Origin of the sequence: Streptomyces sp. NPDC007205 (genome assembly GCF_040634095.1) — a bacterium.
Taxonomy (GTDB): domain Bacteria; phylum Actinomycetota; class Actinomycetes; order Streptomycetales; family Streptomycetaceae; genus Streptomyces.
This window is the reverse complement of the sequence record NZ_JBEYEW010000045.1, coordinates 1-17,100: the sequence shown is the minus strand read 5'-3', so window position 1 is coordinate 17,100 and position 17,100 is coordinate 1. Positions and strand designations below refer to the sequence as shown.

Below are 17,100 nucleotides of genomic sequence, written 5' to 3'. Positions count from 1 at the left end.
GCAGGCCATCTCCTGGGGTGTGTCGCCTGCCCTCACTTCTAACTAAAGTGCGGTGCGGAGTCGTCGCCAGCAGATGACGGCGCAGCCGAGGGTGACGAACGCGTGGTGGATGCCGTCGCGGATCTCCCAGCGGAGGCGCAGGCGGCGGAACCAGTGCAGCAGCGCGATCGCTCCTTCCACGACCCAGCAGTACACGCCCGGGCCGGAGCCGTGCCCGGTGCCGCGCCGGGTAATGTGCGGGGTGATCTGGAACCGGCGAGCCTTGTCCCGGTAGACCTCGTGGTCATAGCCCCGGTCGGCGTACAGGTGCTCGGGGCGGCGCACTGCCCGGCCCCGCAGTGGCCGGCCGCGCTTGCCGTGGAGCGGCGGGACGGCCTGGATCAGCGGGGTCAGTTGGGTGACGTCGTTGCGGTTGCCGCCGGTGGTGATCGCGGCGAGCGGGATGCCGTGCGCCTCGACGATCAGGTGGTGCTCGCTGCCGGCCTTGCCCCGGTCCACCGGGGACGGACCGGTGGCCGGCCTGCCCTTCATCGCGCGGACGTGGCTGGAGTCGACCGCCGTGCGGGAGAAGTCCGGCAGGTCCGCGGCCCGCAGCTCGGAGAGCAGCAGCGGATGGACAGGTGGGGCCGGCGGTCCGCCGTGGCGCTGACCATGTTGTGTGCCGCGACCTCTGCCTGCTCCACGGCGTTGGCCCAGTGCTCCATCGAGATGAGCCGGTTTTCGTAGATCGGGTTGAGGCAGCGTGCCACGTCTCCCGAGGCGGAGACGTCGTCGGTGACGCGGCCGTTGATGTCGAGGGCGCGGCAGCCCGTGTCACAGGTGACCCCCCACTCGTCTGCCGCCAGTCCCGATTCCCGCAGCCACTCGGTGTTTCGGATGCTCCCGAGTGCCACCACCGCCACGTCGGCGTCGACGGTGCTGCCGTCGTCGAAGTGGGCCCGGCGGAACCGTCCCTGCGCGTCGCCCTCGAGCCGGGTGACTTTGACACCGCACCGCAGGTCGATACCGTGGGCGCGCTGCATGCTGGCCGCGACATCGCCGATCATGGCGCCGAGCGCCCCGACGAGTGGGGCCGGCGCGAGTTCGGCGACGGTGACCGGGATGTCCCGCTCGCGGCAGATGGAGGCGATCTCGGAGCCGGTGAAGCCCGCACCGATGACCAGCACGCGGGAGGGTCCGCCGGCGAGGGCTCGCCGCAGGCTCTCGGCATGCTCGCGTGTACGTAGGACGAACACGCCGTCCAGGGCCGCCTCGGACTCGACGGACCACGGCCGGGCCCGTACCCCGGTGGAGATCAGCAGCCGGTCGAAGGGAATCTCGCGTCCGTCGGCGAGTCGCACGTACTTCGTCACGAGGTCCAGCCCGCTGGCGGGCACACCCCGCAGCCACTCCGCGTCGATGCCACGACGGCGGGGCAAAGTGGTGCCCCCGGCCGGCACCCAGCCGGTCAGTACTTGCTTGGGCAGGGGAGGCCGGTCGTAGGGCTCGCCCAGCTCGTCACCGATCATGGTCAGCGATCCGGTGAAGCCCTCGTCCCGCAGCGCCTCGACAGCCTGCAGCCCCGCCAGGGAAGCCCCGACGACCACGATGCGGCCATCGCGCTTGAACGCACGCAGGTTGTCGGCACCGGTCATCACGGTGACGCCTCCGCCGGTGCGTGCCGCGCCTCCAGCTGGTCGACCAGGATCGCCTGGACCGGGCAGGCCGCCGCGGCGCGTAGCACCTGGTCGCGCTGGGCGTCGTCGGGGTTCGGGTCGTACCGCTGCACGACCTCGCTGCTCCGGACGAGGACGACGATCAGCGGTGAGAGAGGCACGGCGGGCAACGCCTGCATCGGCGTGCCTGTCGGCCTTGCGCGCACAGCAGCGTGATCAAATGGGGCATGGCATCGTGCTGGACCGGTAATCGGGTACGCCTGCGCGCCCTCGAGCCCGACGACTGGACGGCGTTCGCGCGTTTCGCCGACGAGGACGGGACGCGAGCGGGCCCGCTGGATCTGCCGAGGTCCGCCTAGAGCTACCGTGCCTGGGCGAAGGAGCAGGCCGTTGCCGAGTGCGATGACGACCGGTTCCGGTTGGCGGTCGAAGCGACGGCCACGGGAGAGCTGGTCGGTACAGTCGGCTCACATCGCACCGGCCCTCGCTCAGGCTGGTTCGAGTTCGATATCACCGTCAGTGCCGGCCACCGGCGCAAGGGCTACGCGGCGGAAGCCGTGGTGCTGCTGCTGCGCTTCATGTTCGCCGAGCGGCGCTACCACAAATGCCTGGTGGCGGTTTTGGCCGCCAACGAGGCATCGCTGGCGCTTTTTCGTGGGCTCGGCTTCACCGAGGAGGGGCGCTTGCGGGAATACGTTTTCTTCGTCGGCCGGCACCACGACCTCGTCATGATGGGCATGCTCGTCGACGAGTTCGACCGGCGACACACGATGAGCGGACCATGAGCCGGTGATCCGAGCGTGTGTGGAACGGCACTCGGACTTGATCGACGTTCGTTGTTCGCGGGTGGAGGCGGCCTGCCACCGAAAGTATGACTGCCCTCAGCCGCGCGCGGTGGCACGCAGGTGCAGGCCGGCGGTTGCGAGACCTTCGAAGGTGGTGACCCGGTAGCCGGGTTCCGCGCCGAGCGGCTCGCTCAAGTGGTAGCGGCGCGCTGTCTGCGCGGTCATGAGCGTGAGCATGGCCATGGCCAGAGCGGCTCCCTCGCAGCCGTGCGGCCCGGTACCGAAGCCGAGGAAGACCCCGGGTTTCGCCGGCGAGCCCGAATCGTCGAGCCAGCGTTCGGGCCGGAACCGGTCCGGTTCGGGGTGTTCCCGTGCGTCGCGGTGGGCGGTGTAGGGGCAGACGAGAACGGTGGATCCGGCGTCGATGGTGTAGTCGGCGAGCTGAGTCTGTCGCGGGGCGCGCCGGGTGAGCAGCCAGCTCGGGGGGTGCAGTCGGAGCACTTCGCGTACCAGCGCCTGGGTGTATTGCAGGTTGTCGAGGTGGGTGCTGGTCGTCGTGGCCGGGTCGGCGGGCAGCAGGGCGGCTTCGGCCGCGACGCGGTCCGCGGCCTGGGCGTATCGGGCCAGGTGGAGCAGGATCCATCCGGCTGCCCGGGAGGGTGTCTCGAAGGTGGCGACGGTGATTCCGGGGAGGGTGTCGAGGATGATTTCTTCCGACAGCGGGTCGTAGCGGGGGGAGGGCCGGAGCATCTGTCCCAGCACGTCGTCACCGAGCTGGCCCGATGAACGGCGTTGGCGGACGATGGGCCGCAAAGCGTTGGTGAAGGCGACTTGCTGCCGTGTGCGGAACCGCCGTGCCGGTGTGGGGACCCAGCGCGGCCAGACCCAGTGCGTGGGGCGTACGAGCACCTCCCGGGCCACGAAGAGCTGCCAGGCGAAGGGCAGCAGGGCGGGAGCGTCTTCGGAGAAGAGGTAGCGCACGCCGATCTCTGCCAGGACGGGCCGGACCAGGGGCAGAATCTCGACGTCCCGGCCCGTGGGCCACTGGTCGGCAAACCGAGCGGTCCCGGGCGCGATCTCTCCGATCCGGGCCGCAACCGCCTGCGGGCGCAGTCCGTGCATGCGGGCGGCGCGAGCGTGCGCCCGCTCCTCGGGCATTGGCGCTCCGCCGGCCCGCTTCAGCGGCGGGAAGAGGGGTGAGGACGGCTTGGGGAAGTCCTGCGCGCGGTGCAGGACCGTTTCACACACCCCGGCCGTAGCGGCTACGTAGATACCCGGCTCCAGCTGCCAGACGTCCCCGCATTCGTCAGCGCCACGGCGCGCTAGTGCAAGCCGGTCGCGGCTCCAGGCTGCGAAGCTGCCTCCGGGCAGCCGCGGCGGCTCATTCGCTCGGCCCATGGAATCGCCCCTGACTTCTCGCACCAGTCAGGCCGATATCGTCGGCAGCGTGGCCAGGAGCCGGCGGGAGCCCGGGGGCGCCCGCCGACGTGTGGTCACGCCCTGTCGCCGCCGGTGTGCGTGCCCCAGTCGTGGGCCCCGTACGCACCGTAGTTGCGGGTGAAAGACAACTTGGCGAGCAGCTTGGCGATCATGAGACACTCCTCTCGCTTGCCTTCCGCACGATTTACCATACATCCTATTTTTTCGCATATGGCACATTGATACAAGGCGCGTCCTTGAGGGACGGGCCTGCAGCCTGCCAGCGTCGCCCCGGTGCCGGCGATCAGTGCCGCCCCCGGCCGCGAGGTGTGGCGGCGCCCGGCACCTCAAGGCCGGCGGCACCAACGCCCCGAAGGAAACGGAACGGCTTTCACGCGAACCGGTCACCTCGCGCCTCGCGAAGGCGGCGGGTCGGCGGGCTGTGATCACTGCCGACAGTGGCCGACGAGGGGATCGATTCGGCATCGTCCGCCTATAGGCCGGGCGCCCGGAAGCCGTTCAGCTACCAGAACGCCGCCGAGTACCAGGCCAGGGCGATCACCGTGACGAGCGCGCCACTGGCGAGCGGGAGCGCCCAGCCCTGGCCAGCGGCGGTGACGCACCACGACGACCTTGGCGACGAAGGCCCCGTAGAGAAAGCAGCCGGCAAGCGAGTGCAGCGCCTCGCGGGGCCCGGTCAGGCTGACGCGGTAGGCGATGATGCGCTGCTGGGCGATCGGGACGGAGAACAGGAAAGCGAACATACCGATCAGCGGTGCCCGGTGCCCACCGGGTGCGGCGCGGCGCGCGGGTCGGGCAGCCGGCCGTACATCCACAGCGCGAGAAGCAACTGGATCAGAGCCAGTCCGAACAGGCGCTGCACAACTGGGCCTTGAGCAGGGGCACGGCGTGGCCGTGCGCCCCGAAGAAGCTGCGCCGGTACTCCGGGGTGTGTACCCGGCCGTACCAGAGCAGAGCGGCGGTCACCGCCAGGGGCAGCAGCCACAGCAGCCCCAGGAGCTGCCGGGTTCGGTGCGGAGGGTGAGGCGTGGCACGTGATCAGCCGCCTCCGCCGTCGGCCTTGTCGCCCTGAGCAGCGCCGGCCCGAGTGGACGCAGAGCGCGGCGGGCCGGTGATCAGAAAGCCGACGAGCGCGGCCACGGCGCCGACGGCCTCGGCGATCGCGCTGGCGTTCTTACTCGGCCCCCAGACCGGCTCGTACATGTTTGGCAGCGGACCGAGCGTGCCCACGTTCACGAACTGATAGAGCAGCACGGCGCCCAGGGCGGAGACGGACACCAGGAAGGCGAACGCCCACACCGGCCGCCGGCGACCGAGGAGCAGCACCAGCAGCGCGGCCAGGGACGCTACGGCGGCTTCGAGGCGGAATACCGTTCCCTGGCTGATCTGCTGCCCGACCCGGTCATACGGAGAGGCGAGGCTGGCGTGCACGTAGGCGTCCACGGCCAGTGCGGCCGCGGTCACCGCTTGGAGCAGCAGGCGCACGAATGTGCGCCTGCTGATGGCGGTGCGGTGCGGGCGGCCGCCGGGTCCGGGAGCCACCGCTACTGCCCGGTCGCCGTCGCGGCGGCGCTGCCGGGGTCCCGTGACGCCGGGCCGTTCCCGCCGACCTGGAGGTGTGTGTCCATGCTGAGTTCCCGGTGCTTGTCGATGGAGGACCCCAGTTCGTAGCCGTCGACCTGGAGGGTGGCGGTGAGCCGCGCCTGGCGGAACTTCACTCCGTCGCGGGCGGGGCGCGGAGATCCGAAGCAGTGCACGGTCATGTGTGGCGGGCCTCCCATCCGCGACAAGACTGGCCCGCGCTGCCGGCCGCGCCAACGCCGACACTGGTCCGCGGTCGGGCCATCACCCGATCGGGCCGCAGCGGTCACCATCAGCAGTGAAAGGGCCGCAGCCCGAACCGCGGCCAGTCACTGGTGGCCGGGCTGGCCGCGCAGGGCCGGGGCTGGAGCAGCGAGGACGCCTTCGGTACCAACGCGAGCACGCTACGGCTGCTGTTCAGGGACGCCGCGGCGGCCGAGCCGCCCGTCGCTGCGACCGGGCAGATCACGGTGGAGTGGTGGAAGCAGTGGGCCGGCGACGTTCACGTCCGCCGGATTCTGGCCGCGGTCGTCCGGCGGGCGCTCGGGGTGCCGGAAGCGACCCGGGTGTTCCTGGAGACGCCGCGGCGCCGGCCGCCGGCCCGGCGCGGGCAGCCCCGCAAGCAGGCCCACACTCGGGAGGAACTGCACCGGATCAGGGGCGCGGCCGCTGCGACCGTGCGTGCCGGGCGGCTGCGGATCGCGGCGAACACTTAAGCCCGTTTCTGATAGCGGCCTCGTCCGGGTTGAGCGAGGAAGCCTTGTCGAGTGAGGCGCCCGAGGCGGCTGCGGGTGAGGTTGATGGATGGTTCTCGTCCTTGAAGCCTGGGTCCACCAGGGCCTTCTCCAGGCGGTTCCCGCACCGCTCGGCCGCCTGGTCGAGCAGGGCGGTGTCGGCGGCATTGTCGTGGGCGGATGCGGCCAGCACGACGGCGCCGATGATCAGCCCCATCACATCGACGATCAGTCCCCGCTTGCGATCCGACACCTTCTTGTTGGTGTCCAGTCCCGTCGTGGCCTTGGGAACGCCGGCGGCCGCGCGGACGGACTGGGTGTCGGTGATCACGAGGGGCGGATCCTCCAATCGGCGTGACTTCTCCCGCACTTGACAGCGCAGCAGTTCCTGCATCTGCTGGTCGAGCCCGCCCTCGCGCCACAGGCCGAAGCAGTAGAACACCGCCGACCAGGCCGGGAAGTCGTGGGTCAGATAACGCCACTGACAGCCCGTCCCGGTTCTGGTGGAAGATCGCGTTCACGACTTCCCGGAGATCACAGGCCCCAGGGTCTCCGGTTGCCGACCGGGTTACCCGGTCCTGATTCCCGGCCGTGATCACCGGCTCGATCAACACCCACTCGTCCGATAGGTCGCTGAGGTACGCCTCTCTCTTCATGCCCCATACCTCGACATGGACATGCCCGGCAGGCGGCTTGCGTGACGATCAGTACCGCGATCGAGTGGTCACGAATCGAGATGGATCGGGCTCAACGCCCTCGCAAACGCGGCTCCCTGCCGCCGTCCGTAGCCTACCGGGGGGCGCGCATGTGAAGATCCAACGGTCGGATAAACGCACTTCGAAGGACGGCTATGTTCGCGATCTCCCTGGGGGACGGGGCCGAGCTGCGGCCACTGGAGCCGTGGCGGGCTGAGGAGTTCCTCGCGCATATGGACCGGGGCCGGGACTTCGTCGGTGAGCACATGGAACTGCCCGACCTCGCCGCCGACCTCGACTCCGCCCGCAGCTATCTCCAGCGCTACGCCGACAAGGCGGCGTCGGACACCGGCCGACTGTACGGTATCTGGCTCGACGGCACCCTCGTGGGCGGCGTCTCCTTCACGAAATTCGACGCCGCCGCCGGCACCTGCGAGGCAGGCTGCTGGCTGGAGCCTGCCGCCACAGGCCGGGGCCTGGTCGGACGTGCAGCACGGCTGATCATCGACTGGGCGTTCAACGAGCGCGGCATCCACCGTGTGCAGTGGCTGGTGTCGCCGAAGAACATTCCCAGCATCAACGTGGCCAAGCGACTCGGCATGACCCGTGAGGGCGTCCTGCGCGAAATCTACCTCTACCGCGGCGTCCGCCACGACGCCGAGGTCTGGTCGGTGCTGGCGCGGGAGTGGCAAGCCTTGGGCAGCTGAGCGGTCCTTTGATTGCCGTTTCTCCATGTCACAGCTGTCGATCCGTCGGAGACGCAGGAAAGGCAGGCCGCCGCGTAAGCGACTCGGCCCCGGCCATGAAGCTGAGTCCACGTTGAACGTCACCCGCTTCCGACTCGGCCGACTCGGTCGCCAAGGCATCCTCACCCAGTCCGGACGAAGCCTCTGCAGGAAACGGACTTAACGCTCTCTGAGGGCAGCCTCATCCGGGGGACGTCGGCGAGGGTGGGAAGCAGCTCTGACAACGCCGGGACGTGCTGGCACTGCCAGACGGTACGGAGCTGACAAGCGAGACGAGAAGGTGTACGCGAGGAACCAGTGGTAAAGCTCCGTAGGTAACGAACCGGCACCAATCTGGTGGATATGGGCCGGGACGCAGTGAGGATTTCTCAACGAAAGTCATCACCAGGCGTTGTTGAGAACGAGGGCGGCCTTGGCGATGGCACCGATCCGGCCGGGGCTGAGGGTGACGCTCTTGAGGGTTCGCCAGCGTTCCTTGAGCTCGGCTGCGGCCCGTTCACCCAGCGCCCGCACTCCGCACAGGAGCGCGTTGTAGGTGCGGGTGGTCGGGGTGAAGCCGCAGGTGGGAGCTGCCGCAGGGCTTCTTGAAGGGATGGTGGACGCCGATGTCGGCGCCCTGGCAGCCGGCTTCGACGAGGGCGGGCAGGCCATCGACGGCCGCCTTGTACAGGGCGGGCAGGCAGGGCGAGCGGGCGGCAGTGATGTCCGGCACCAAGCCGGCTCGGCGTCCAATACCCATAAAAGGAGGAGCACAACACCACCCGCCGCAGGGTCCGGGCCCGCGTCGAGCACGTCTTCGCGCGGATGAAGGCCTGAAAGATCCTTCGCGACTGCCATCTGAAAGGCGACGGCGTTCACACCGCCATGCTCGGCATCGCCCGGCTGCACAACCTCGCTCTCACGCGACAACTCCCGCCCCATACGGGACCAGAGAGGTCCAAAGGGAGGCGGCTCCCCACCTCTCCGGCTCGAAGAATGCTCAGTCGATACAGAACTCGTTGCCCTCGATGTCCAGCATCGGGATGCACGAATCATTGCCGTCATACAGCGTTTGCACGTGTACCGCGCCGAGCGGGACCAGTCGTGCGCATTCCGCCTCAAGTGCGGCGAGGCGCTCTTCACCCACGAGCCCGGTGCCGACCCGCACATCAAGATGCACCCGGTTCTTGGCGGCCTTCCCTTCGGGGACACGCTGGAAGTACAGTCGCGGGCCCACACCTGAGGGGTCACTGCAGGCGAACCATGAATCCCGCTGCTCAGGTGGCTGCGAGCGCTTGAAATCGTCCCACGTGGCAAACCCCTCCGGCGGCGGCGGTACGACGTATCCCAGCACCTCGCACCAGAAACGAGCAAGGCGCTCAGGTTCCGCGCAGTCAAAGGTGACTTGGAACTTCTTGATCGCTGACATCGGTTTGTTTGATTCCTTTGGTGTCGGTACAGCTTGCCGTGGTGTCAGGACGGGATGGCTGCCTGCATGATCGCGTGCCAGGGAGTGGCGTCGAAGATCAGGCGGATGGTGTCGATCCGGCCGTTGGTGAGGTGGAAGTGTTCGGCGGTGCGTTGACTTCCGATGGCCGGGACGGAGGTGTGGACGTCGTAGACCAAGGTCGCTTCGGTCTCGCCGTACAGTTCGCTGACCAGATCGACGCCGGTCACGATTCCCAGGAACGCTTCCAGGCCGCTGAGGTGCTGGTGTGTGCTGTCGGAGGTGAGCAGGGGGCTTTGGAAGTGGAAGGGTTCGCTGAGAGTTCGGGCGGCGGCCGGGATGTCGCCATGGAACCGGGCTTGGTGGTAGGCGCGGACGGTGGTGCGTGTCGTGGCCGTCGTCATGAGGGGTTGATCCTTTCGGTGGCAGCGAGGTGGGTGGCGATGCGCTGCTGGTTCTGAACCAGCCTTAGGCACAGGTGGCGGAGCTGGTGCAGTTCGGTGTCGGTGAATCCGTGGAACAGTGCCGCCATCGCCCGCTGTGTCGGTGTCCGGAACTCGTCCAGCCACGTCAGGCCGGCCGGGGTGATGCGCACGAGGATGGACCGGCGATCATCGGGGTCAGGATCGCGCCGGACGAGCCCTTCGCGTTCGAGTGTGTCGACCAGACCGGTGGCGTTGCGGGGAGTCATGCCTGCGGAACGGGCGAGGTCGCCGAGACTCGCACCGGCTTCGCCGAGCGTGCGCAGCCGGATCAGGACATCGCTGGCTCCCGCGCTGAGACCACGGCCTTCCGATCCGTGGGTGCGAAGCCGCTCAACGGACCTGTGCGCGGCGCGCGCCGCGGCAGCCGCCTCCAGGCGCAGGGTGTCACGCCCTCCCATGAACTCGGCCATGGCCTCGCGGACTTGAGGGTCGTAGAGCAACCCGTCCGCGTTCTGGGCGAGCTGCCCGGAATTAGTTACGTGCTTCATAATGAAGTAGTACGTGATCGGATCGGGTACCGTCAAGACGCCGAGGGGACCCGCACATTCGTCAGTGCCGTGCCGCGATCCTTCCGTCAGCTGAACTCGACGGCATGGTCGATGGCCCACCTCGCGAAGGTGCCGGCCGGTCGGCCAGTGAGGCGCTCAACATGGTCGGTGGTGCGGTTTGACTCTGGTCGGCGCAGCGAGGCAGCGATCAGCGCTTCCACCAGCCGCTCCGGACGTCCGTCTGTGAGCATGCGTGACCGCGCGAGGTCAGCGGGGAGCGCCTGGAAGCGCAGACGGCGCCGGAGCGCGACACCGAGAAGAGCGACCTGGTCGGCGCGACTCAGTACCTCGGGCCCTGTCAGGAGGAGTGGTTCGCGTTCGAGTTGGTTGTGGTGCACGAGCAATGTCGCTACGACGGCATCAGCGACGTCGCGCTCGTCGACGACGGCTGTGCGCGCGATGTCCGGGCCAGACACCACGTCGCCCGCCCGCACCTGTGGGATCCAGCCACGGGCGTTGGACGCCAACGTGTCACTACGCAGCACCATGGGGCGCAGACCAGCAGTGCGGAGCAGGGCTTCCATATCCGCATGTACCTGAACGATGGGATCACTTTGGCGAGCGGCTTCGTCGTCGATGGCTGTCGAGGACAGGTAGACGACACGGGGTGCCGCTGCGATGAGCTCCGCAACCAGGTCGTGGGCAGGGGCGGAGTCGAGCAGTGGCCAGATCAGAAAGACCGCGTCGATTCCCACGAGCGCCGCGCGCACGGCAGCGGGGTCTGTGAGGTCGCCGACCGCCCACTCGACGCCGGGGCGCGGACCGGCCTGATGGCGCACAAGGCATCGTACGCGCGCGCCGTGTGCTTGGAGGCGGTCGACGACCTCCCGGCCGAGGTTGCCGACCGCGCCGGTGACCAGGATCGATGAACGGCAAGGGGAGCCCGTGGGGCCAGTGACATCAGGCATGATCGAGACGCTAAGGGTTCAGGTCGACATGAAGGCAAGGCGCGTATCGTGAAGACGATCGGAGAAGTAGCCGCAGGACTCGGAATCGAGGCCCACGTGCTGCGACACTGGGAAGACGTTGGGGCACTCACCGTGCGTCGCGATGGCAACGGCTACCGCATCTACGACGACAACGCTGTGGAACAGGCACGCACGGTACTGAAACTGCGGCGCGTCGGGCTCTCGTTGCCCGAGGTCACCGCCGCCATGGCGCCGAAGAAGTCGGCGGCGCAGGCGGTCGTGAGGGCGAAGATCGCCGAACTCGAAGGCGAAGTCGTCCGGAGACAGGAGGCAATTACCTTCCTGCGACACACCGTTGAGTGTCGGCATCGCTACCTCGACGACTGTCCGGACTGCGCGACTTTCGTCCGTGAAGCCTGAGCCGCCCACCCGCTGGGAGGCTCAAGAGACGAGTGGTCCCCCCATCGGCCTTTCCACGCGGTGCAGCAGCGATGTGTTGCCGACCCTGCCGTCATCAACGTCATGACCCGCAACACGTAGGCGACGAAGACACCGACCTGGCAGTTCTCCGTCCGCCCGGCGGTGCCGGAGTACTGGCGCTCACCCCAGCCGACCGCGTTCCCTTCTTCAGCAAGCCCGTGTCGTCCACGATCAGGACGGCGTCCCGGTCGCCGAGGTTGTCGACCACGTACTGACCCACGTCGTCGAGTACCTCATCGGCGTCCCACTCGATCCGGTTCAGCACCCTGTGCATGCGGTCCGGCCCCGCATGGCTGGCCTCCGCCGCCCAGGGTCCAGCCGTTCTTCCGTCGCGGCGATGCGATCAGGCCCCGCGTATAGGAAAGTGCCGACTCCCGAGGCTCCGACCTGCTGAAACGGTGCGCGAACCGCTCATGCACACCGTCCGGCTCACGCGCCCACAACCTGACATCAGCAAGGTCCCCACCCACAACAACACCAATGACCGACCTGGCCATCAGTCACGACAAGCACCGTTGCAGTACTGGGGGTGCGATCGTGTACATGATCGATTATTTGAGCGAGATCACATGGTGCGGGGGCTGCGCGGAGCAGCCGATGACCACGCAGCAGCATCAATCGCCCTAAACTCCTTGCGCCGCTGGTTCTATGCCGGGCTCGAGCACAACCCCCGAGGTCGGGGGAGCAGTGGCGCCCTGTGGGTGTGGCGGAGGTCAGTGCCGTTGCACGGTGCAGGCTGGCACGAACACGACGGTGAGCTGCGCGACGCTCTTGCCCGGCACTGCCGTAAGGTCTCCGCCGCGCAGCCGAAGCGGGACATGCTCGCCCACCGCGCGTTCGTCCGCGCTCCTGGTGACCTGTGCACCGTTGGCCGCCCGTTGCTCGTCGGCTGATCGGCCGTGCCAAACCGTCGGCAGTCGGGAGGCCGACGTCTGGCCGGGGCCGGCGGCAGGAGGGGCCGTCGCGAAGAGCCCTACTGACGTAGCCGTGTGGTGTGCACCTTTCGCGCGCATCGGGTCATGGGGCCCGGCGAGGGAAACGCGAGAGCGGTATGACCAAGAGCCGCGGCCGAGCCTAGGACTTGTTCGGGCGGCCATGTTCGGAGCCAGATGATGAGGGCGGTTGCGGTGGCGGTGCGGAGGAAGAAGTAACCGCGCTTGATGCCCCTATGGATGTCAACCAGTGGAGGCTGGTGCGGGAGATTGGCTCCGCGTTGTGAGCAGGGCTTGGTAGATCTCGCGGGCGACGTAGCGTTTGAGGCATCGGATGGCTTCGCGTCGTGTCTTGCCCTCGCTGACCCGTCGTTCCACGTAGGAGCGGGTGCGGGTGTCCCAGCGCAGGGCCGGAGAGCACTGCCCGGGCGGCGGCTGCCGCATCGATGTCGTCGGACTTGCCGTGCCGGCGGCGGGCGGCCTTGTCAGGTTGGTTGACCTCGGTGACCGTGATGCCTTCATGGTGCAGGTAGCGGGTCAGCGCGGCCCCGTAGGAGCCGGTGCACTCGACCCCGGCCTGCTGTAACTGGCCGAAGGAACGCGCCCAGGAAAGGAGCTGGCGATAGCCCTCCCGGGTCGTGGGGAACCCTTGAGTGTCCAGCAGCGCTCCGGTGCTGGTGATGACCGCAGCCACGTGGACATCTTTGTGCGTGTCGACGCCGACCAGGACTTGCTCGTGCTGATCAGCTGTGTCGTGACGCGGATGGGTTTGCTCAGTCATGCTGGGCACGGTCGCCTGTCTCCTGATCGCCTCGGGAACACCGGTGGCCGACGCCGGAACGGTGTGGCGGTCAGGACTGTGACGGTGCCTGTCGCGAAGGCCCCTATCGGGACACGCCCACCGTTTCGGTGGCAGCACGCACCGCCTCAGACAGCAGTCGGCAGATCAAACGCAAGGCACCAGGGCCAGTCGTATCGCGGGCCAGACCACCGCCCGAGGCGGCACCCCAACATCCTCACAGTCGTACCGGGTGGCCACGGCTCGGGCGCGCTTGAGTTCGTTGATGGCCTGTTCGACGGTGTTCCGCTTGGTGTAGCGCTCTTGGTCGAAGCCGGGGGCCGTCCGCCGCGTGAGCCTTTCCGCAGGCGGGTCGCCGGGCTGTCGGTCTTCTCCGGAATCGCGTGCCGGATGTCCCGGCGCCGCAGAGACTGGCGGCAGAGCCTGTTGCTGTAGGCCTTGTCCGCAGCAAGACTGTCGGGCTTGTTGCGAGGCCGGCCCAGCCCGAAGCGGGGAACGCAGATCTTCTCCAGCACGGGCTTGGACTGGGTGCAGTCCGCCCGCTGCCCTGCCGTGACGACCAAGGAGGGAGGGGGATAGCGGCCGTCCGCGCTCAGGTGGACCTTGGCGGTGAATCCGAATACGGCTGTGCTTCCGGAGTGGCCGTCGGGGAGACCCTGGTCGTCAAACCCCGCTCCGCACTGGCCGGCGCGCCGCAATCCGCCGAATGCCGGCGCGACCCGGCGGGAACGGACAGGTCGGAGAGGATGCATGCTGCCGCGGCGCCATCGTGGGCCAAGCCCAAAGGACTGGGGACCTCCGCGGCCGCGCTGCCAGGTGCCGGTGAGGGCTCGCGTGAAGCCGTCCTCGGGTACGCAGCCTTTGGCGCGGAAGTCCTCGTCGACAAAGCTCTACCCCCGTACTCACCCCGGGGATGGCCGAGCCGCCGGGTGGGAGGAGGGCTCGGGGAGCGCAGCCGTACCACAGAGGACACATGCTCCCGCGGCGCCCCTGCGGCGCAAGCATCGGGGACTGGGCACCTCCGCGGCACGCCTGCGCCCCGGCCCGGGAGAGGTGTCGACGCAGCGGGCGAACCGAACCAGCTGCGGGTGCTCGAGCTGTGGTGCCCGATCCCGCCCGCGATCCGCCCCCAGGCCCAGGAGGTGGAAGAGCATCTGATCCAGTGGCTGACCCGCATCGGGTACATCACCAGCCCCGAGGAGGAACAGGCCGCCCGCGCCTGCGGATACGGCATCCTCGGCTCCCGTGTCTTCCCCCGCGGCCCTGTCGAGATCACCACATTCGGCGCTGAACTGATCGTGCACCTTCCTCCTGGCCGACGAGTACGTGGAACGCGCCCCCATGCAGGGACGGCAGATCGACTACGCCCGCAACGTCCTGAAGTTCACCCAGATCCTCCGCGAACCCGACCGGCTTCCCAGCCGCATCCCCGACAATCTGGCGCAGCGGTGCCGGCGCATGGTGCCGCCCGGGCAGATGCTGCGGTGGCGGGCAGGCGTGGAGGAGTTCTTCATGGTCACAGGGCCCGAAGTGATACACCAGGTGGAGCAGGCCTAGCCCGCCCTGGAGGAGTACATCAGCCTGCATGAGTTGCCGGTGCTGCAGCGTTCCGCGTGCTTCGTCATCATCGAGATGTCAGGACTGGCTCCACTGCCCGGACACCTGTTCTGCCGTCTGCGCGTGCAGTGTATCGCGCGGACGGCCAGCCGCATCACCGCCTGGACCAGGTGCCCTGGTCACCAGCTCGCGGACTTTGGGGTCCCTGAAGGCGGCTTTCTTCGGCGGACGGCGGGTCTTCTTCACCAGCACGTACGGCTTGCGTCCGGCCGGGTGCCAGGAAAACGTCACGCCCTCCAGGGCGAGTTTCTGCGTGATGAGATCGGCGACCAGGCCCCGGGAGAAGGCCAGCGACACCGGCAGGTCGACGCGTATCTCTGCGTCGGCGTCGGAGAAGTTTCGGGACGTGGAGGCAGCGGCGGGGTCGGTCTGCTCCGCGATCCCCAGCGGCTTTGCGAGCGCCTCGTGCCCCCGGGCCCCACTGACCCGACGCGATAGGCCCAGGGACACGGTCGGGCGCCCAGAGGCTGCTCGAACTGCTGGATGGACCCGCTCGACCGCGACGCCCGGGTTTCAGCCCGGCCCAGGCACGGGTCACACCAGCTGGTGTGCGCCAGGATCCATCGGAGCAGGGCGTCCTCGTCGTCGGCGGGTGGCAGGTCGGGGCCCCAGCCGAGCAGGGTGCAGGGCAGCCGCAGGTGGGTGAGGTAGCCATAGGGGCCGTGGTCCTCCGCCGGCCCGAGGACCGGGGCGTGCGTGGCGGTGCGCCAGATGCGGTGGGTCAGCGCCGGGCCGGCGGCCACCGCCGCGGACACCAGGGTCCGTTCCGGGACCGTGCCCAGGTGCTCGGTGACCGCCCGCGCCGCCTGCGCAAGCACGGCCTCGCAGTCCTGGTCGGTGGACGGCCTGTGGCATGTCCAGCCGGGCAGTTGCTGCCAGCCCTCGACATAGCCGTTGAGCCACTATTCATTCCTCACGTCCTCGTCGCGAGGGTCGATGGGGCAGATCTCGCCGAAGACGAGGAAACACCGTGCGTCCGGCTCTCCGAACGGGCTGCCGTACTCGCTGCACAGCACGTGTCCGTGCCCGGTGCGGAAGGAATCGCAGAGCAGTTCGTGCTGTCATTCCCATCCGCGCCGTCGCAGCTCCTCGTCGACGGCGTCGAACTGCCGGGGTATGGGGGACATGTTCGGCAGTGCAAGGAGTTCCGTAACGGCCTCGGTGGTCAACGGGCGCTGCAGGAGGGCATGTACGGGTATCGGCATGCGGATCGCTCGAGAAGTCGGCCTGACGGGGGCGGCAGCCGATGTTCGGCCTGCTCGGACGTGGTGATGATTCGCATGGGGCGGCGCAGTGGGGCGAACTCACCGAGTTCGAGGGCGGCCCTCGCGGCACATGGCGGTCAGCATGAAGCAGGCGGCCGCTATCGTGGGGGAAGCGCACTCCTAGCCCAGGGACGTCCTCCGAGGCAATCCAGCCACCACCGGGGCCCTTGGCCGTCGAGTCTGCGCCGAGCGTCGGCAGCGAGGGAATCGACGCGGCCCGCGACGGCGTCTGGGAGGCCGGCGCCTACGGCGAGCACCGTCATGAGCGGAAGATGCGCGCCGCCGGCAGCGACGGCGCCGAGGACTGACCGAAGGAATCAGCTGCCCCGGGGGCCGGGTGGAGGCCGCGTTCGCGGGCTCCGCAATAGCGCAGCGGCCCGTCGGGGGCTGACGCCAAGGCGGCTGGGTCGATACCAAGGGCTGTGAGGACCTGCAGGTCATGCGCCCTTTGGCGACGAAGTCAGTCGGAGGCAGTGCCTCTCCTGGGAGGACTGGGTTAGCTGTCAAACAGGCCATCTCGGTATGTGCACCGTGAGGCAGCACGGTGGTCATCCGACACCAGTTACGAGGTAGTGACAATCGGGGGCCAACTTCTCGGCGCGCCGACTGCTCTTCTTCGCTGTACGTGGCAATTAGGCAGTACGTCAGGCTAGTTGGTTCAAAGGGAACGAAGAAATCCAAGGAGACCCGAGCATGAAGCTTGGTATGAAGCGGCTCGCGGCAGTCGCCGCGCTGGGTGTGACCTCAGCAGTACTGGCGGTATCCCCGGCGTTCGCGAAGAGCGACATCTCGATTCAGGCCACTCCCCATACCGCGCATGCCGGCCACGTGGTGAAGGTGCACGGCCAGGGCGACGACGACGCCGAGCGGTACACCATGCTCGTCATACAGGAGCGGTCCGGCAAACCCGGAGGCTTTTCAATTTGGCCACCGATCGGGTGACGAGGCCGGTCGAGTAACGGGCGAGGCCCTCGGACTGTTGAGCGAGATGTCTGAAGTCTCAA

At 68.4% G+C, this 17,100-nt stretch carries 20 protein-coding genes and 9 pseudogenes; 10 read left to right on the top strand and 19 right to left on the bottom strand.

What is annotated here, in order from left to right:
- Window positions 1-42 precede the first annotated feature (42 nt).
- The 3 genes and pseudogenes from ABZ624_RS37300 to ABZ624_RS37290 form a co-directional block, all read right to left on the bottom strand.
- Window positions 43-624 (bottom strand): annotated as a pseudogene (locus ABZ624_RS37300) (IS5 family transposase); the annotation flags it as partial.
- Window positions 615-1,634 (bottom strand): annotated as a pseudogene (locus ABZ624_RS37295) (FAD/NAD(P)-binding oxidoreductase); the annotation flags it as partial. The pseudogenes ABZ624_RS37295 and ABZ624_RS37300, both read right to left, overlap by 10 nt.
- Window positions 1,634-1,816: a hypothetical protein gene (locus tag ABZ624_RS37290; RefSeq protein WP_360099139.1), complete on the bottom strand. Its 183-nt coding sequence runs from the start codon at window positions 1,814-1,816 to the stop codon at window positions 1,634-1,636. The pseudogene ABZ624_RS37295 and the gene ABZ624_RS37290, both read right to left, overlap by 1 nt.
- A gap of 66 nt (window positions 1,817-1,882) precedes the next feature.
- Here ABZ624_RS37290 and ABZ624_RS37285 point away from each other — a divergent pair, with 66 nt between their 5' ends.
- Both ABZ624_RS37285 and ABZ624_RS37280 read left to right on the top strand, forming a co-directional pair.
- Window positions 1,883-2,014 carry a hypothetical protein gene (locus ABZ624_RS37285; protein WP_360099137.1) on the top strand — a complete coding sequence of 44 codons (132 nt, stop codon included), beginning with the start codon at window positions 1,883-1,885 and terminating at the stop codon, window positions 2,012-2,014.
- A gap of 21 nt (window positions 2,015-2,035) precedes the next feature.
- A pseudogene (locus ABZ624_RS37280) lies at window positions 2,036-2,440 on the top strand (GNAT family protein); the annotation flags it as partial.
- Between the two features lie 96 nt (window positions 2,441-2,536).
- On the opposite strand, the gene ABZ624_RS37275 reads toward ABZ624_RS37280, so the two are convergent.
- The 5 genes and pseudogenes from ABZ624_RS37275 to ABZ624_RS37255 form a co-directional block, all read right to left on the bottom strand.
- Window positions 2,537-3,598 (bottom strand): cytochrome P450, encoded by a 1,062-nt coding sequence (locus ABZ624_RS37275; protein ID WP_360099135.1) that lies wholly within the window; start codon window positions 3,596-3,598, stop codon window positions 2,537-2,539.
- Between the two features lie 707 nt (window positions 3,599-4,305).
- A pseudogene (locus tag ABZ624_RS37270) lies at window positions 4,306-4,691 on the bottom strand (DUF6529 family protein).
- A 23-nt stretch (window positions 4,692-4,714) separates the two neighbouring features.
- The gene (locus tag ABZ624_RS37265; RefSeq protein WP_360099133.1) at window positions 4,715-4,846 is read right to left on the bottom strand and encodes a hypothetical protein; all 132 of its coding nucleotides are present in this window, start codon (window positions 4,844-4,846) and stop codon (window positions 4,715-4,717) included.
- Window positions 4,847-4,918: 72 nt separating this feature from the next.
- Complete coding sequence (locus ABZ624_RS37260; RefSeq protein ID WP_360099131.1) at window positions 4,919-5,365, bottom strand: hypothetical protein; 447 nt, start codon at window positions 5,363-5,365, stop codon at window positions 4,919-4,921.
- A gap of 59 nt (window positions 5,366-5,424) precedes the next feature.
- On the bottom strand, window positions 5,425-5,643 hold the full coding sequence (locus tag ABZ624_RS37255; protein WP_360099129.1) for a hypothetical protein: 219 nt from the start codon (window positions 5,641-5,643) through the stop codon (window positions 5,425-5,427).
- Window positions 5,644-5,796: 153 nt separating this feature from the next.
- Here ABZ624_RS37255 and ABZ624_RS37250 point away from each other — a divergent pair, with 153 nt between their 5' ends.
- Entirely contained in the window at window positions 5,797-6,177 is a 381-nt protein-coding gene (locus ABZ624_RS37250; protein WP_360099127.1) for a hypothetical protein, read from the top strand.
- A gap of 97 nt (window positions 6,178-6,274) precedes the next feature.
- On the opposite strand, the pseudogene ABZ624_RS37245 reads toward ABZ624_RS37250, so the two are convergent.
- Window positions 6,275-6,851 (bottom strand): annotated as a pseudogene (locus tag ABZ624_RS37245) (transposase); the annotation flags it as partial.
- A 194-nt stretch (window positions 6,852-7,045) separates the two neighbouring features.
- On the opposite strand from ABZ624_RS37245, the gene ABZ624_RS37240 reads away from it, so the two are divergent.
- Window positions 7,046-7,597: a GNAT family protein gene (locus ABZ624_RS37240; RefSeq protein ID WP_360099125.1), complete on the top strand. Its 552-nt coding sequence runs from the start codon at window positions 7,046-7,048 to the stop codon at window positions 7,595-7,597.
- Window positions 7,598-8,017: 420 nt separating this feature from the next.
- Here ABZ624_RS37240 and ABZ624_RS37235 read toward each other — a convergent pair.
- Window positions 8,018-8,167, bottom strand: a pseudogene (locus ABZ624_RS37235) (IS5/IS1182 family transposase); the annotation flags it as partial.
- 210 nt (window positions 8,168-8,377) lie between these two features.
- Between ABZ624_RS37235 and ABZ624_RS37230 the strand changes: the two are divergent.
- Window positions 8,378-8,536: pseudogene (locus ABZ624_RS37230) on the top strand (transposase); the annotation flags it as partial.
- A 79-nt stretch (window positions 8,537-8,615) separates the two neighbouring features.
- Here the strand turns inward: ABZ624_RS37230 and ABZ624_RS37225 are convergent.
- Genes ABZ624_RS37225 through ABZ624_RS37210 form a run of 4 tightly spaced genes read right to left on the bottom strand, consistent with a single transcriptional unit; the run spans window position 8,616 to window position 11,003 of the window.
- Window positions 8,616-9,044 (bottom strand): VOC family protein, encoded by a 429-nt coding sequence (locus tag ABZ624_RS37225; RefSeq protein WP_360099123.1) that lies wholly within the window; start codon window positions 9,042-9,044, stop codon window positions 8,616-8,618.
- A gap of 44 nt (window positions 9,045-9,088) precedes the next feature.
- Window positions 9,089-9,466 (bottom strand): hypothetical protein, encoded by a 378-nt coding sequence (locus ABZ624_RS37220; protein ID WP_360099121.1) that lies wholly within the window; start codon window positions 9,464-9,466, stop codon window positions 9,089-9,091.
- A complete protein-coding gene (locus ABZ624_RS37215; RefSeq protein WP_360099119.1) occupies window positions 9,463-10,071 on the bottom strand; it encodes a MarR family transcriptional regulator in 609 nt (202 codons plus the stop codon). Before ABZ624_RS37215 ends, ABZ624_RS37220 begins: the two co-directional genes overlap by 4 nt.
- Before the next feature lie 50 nt (window positions 10,072-10,121).
- On the bottom strand, window positions 10,122-11,003 hold the full coding sequence (locus ABZ624_RS37210; RefSeq protein WP_360099117.1) for an NAD(P)H-binding protein: 882 nt from the start codon (window positions 11,001-11,003) through the stop codon (window positions 10,122-10,124).
- A 48-nt stretch (window positions 11,004-11,051) separates the two neighbouring features.
- Here ABZ624_RS37210 and ABZ624_RS37205 point away from each other — a divergent pair, with 48 nt between their 5' ends.
- Window positions 11,052-11,423: a MerR family transcriptional regulator gene (locus tag ABZ624_RS37205; RefSeq protein WP_360099115.1), complete on the top strand. Its 372-nt coding sequence runs from the start codon at window positions 11,052-11,054 to the stop codon at window positions 11,421-11,423.
- 116 nt (window positions 11,424-11,539) lie between these two features.
- Here the strand turns inward: ABZ624_RS37205 and ABZ624_RS37200 are convergent.
- A pseudogene (locus ABZ624_RS37200) lies at window positions 11,540-11,953 on the bottom strand (transposase); the annotation flags it as partial.
- A gap of 252 nt (window positions 11,954-12,205) precedes the next feature.
- Between ABZ624_RS37200 and ABZ624_RS37195 the strand changes: the two are divergent.
- Window positions 12,206-12,376, top strand: a complete 171-nt coding sequence (locus ABZ624_RS37195; RefSeq protein WP_360099113.1) for a hypothetical protein — start codon at window positions 12,206-12,208, stop codon at window positions 12,374-12,376.
- Between the two features lie 181 nt (window positions 12,377-12,557).
- Here ABZ624_RS37195 and ABZ624_RS37190 read toward each other — a convergent pair whose 3' ends face one another.
- Both ABZ624_RS37190 and ABZ624_RS37185 read right to left on the bottom strand, forming a co-directional pair.
- Window positions 12,558-13,196, bottom strand: coding sequence for a transposase (locus ABZ624_RS37190; protein WP_360099111.1), 639 nt, complete (start codon window positions 13,194-13,196; stop codon window positions 12,558-12,560).
- A gap of 395 nt (window positions 13,197-13,591) precedes the next feature.
- Window positions 13,592-13,693, bottom strand: a pseudogene (locus tag ABZ624_RS37185) (IS5/IS1182 family transposase); the annotation flags it as partial.
- Window positions 13,694-14,555: 862 nt separating this feature from the next.
- Here ABZ624_RS37185 and ABZ624_RS37180 point away from each other — a divergent pair.
- Window positions 14,556-14,771 (top strand): hypothetical protein, encoded by a 216-nt coding sequence (locus ABZ624_RS37180; protein ID WP_360099109.1) that lies wholly within the window; start codon window positions 14,556-14,558, stop codon window positions 14,769-14,771.
- 78 nt (window positions 14,772-14,849) lie between these two features.
- Here the strand turns inward: ABZ624_RS37180 and ABZ624_RS37175 are convergent, their stop codons facing one another.
- A complete protein-coding gene (locus ABZ624_RS37175; protein ID WP_360099107.1) occupies window positions 14,850-15,281 on the bottom strand; it encodes a hypothetical protein in 432 nt (143 codons plus the stop codon).
- Between the two features lie 611 nt (window positions 15,282-15,892).
- Window positions 15,893-16,036: a hypothetical protein gene (locus tag ABZ624_RS37170; RefSeq protein WP_360099105.1), complete on the bottom strand. Its 144-nt coding sequence runs from the start codon at window positions 16,034-16,036 to the stop codon at window positions 15,893-15,895.
- 227 nt (window positions 16,037-16,263) lie between these two features.
- On the opposite strand from ABZ624_RS37170, the gene ABZ624_RS37165 reads away from it, so the two are divergent.
- Together ABZ624_RS37165 and ABZ624_RS37160 are read left to right on the top strand one after the other, a co-directional pair.
- Window positions 16,264-16,404 carry a hypothetical protein gene (locus ABZ624_RS37165; protein WP_360099103.1) on the top strand — a complete coding sequence of 47 codons (141 nt, stop codon included), beginning with the start codon at window positions 16,264-16,266 and terminating at the stop codon, window positions 16,402-16,404.
- A 385-nt stretch (window positions 16,405-16,789) separates the two neighbouring features.
- Window positions 16,790-17,038 (top strand): hypothetical protein, encoded by a 249-nt coding sequence (locus ABZ624_RS37160; protein WP_360099101.1) that lies wholly within the window; start codon window positions 16,790-16,792, stop codon window positions 17,036-17,038.
- Window positions 17,039-17,100: the final 62 nt, after the last annotated feature.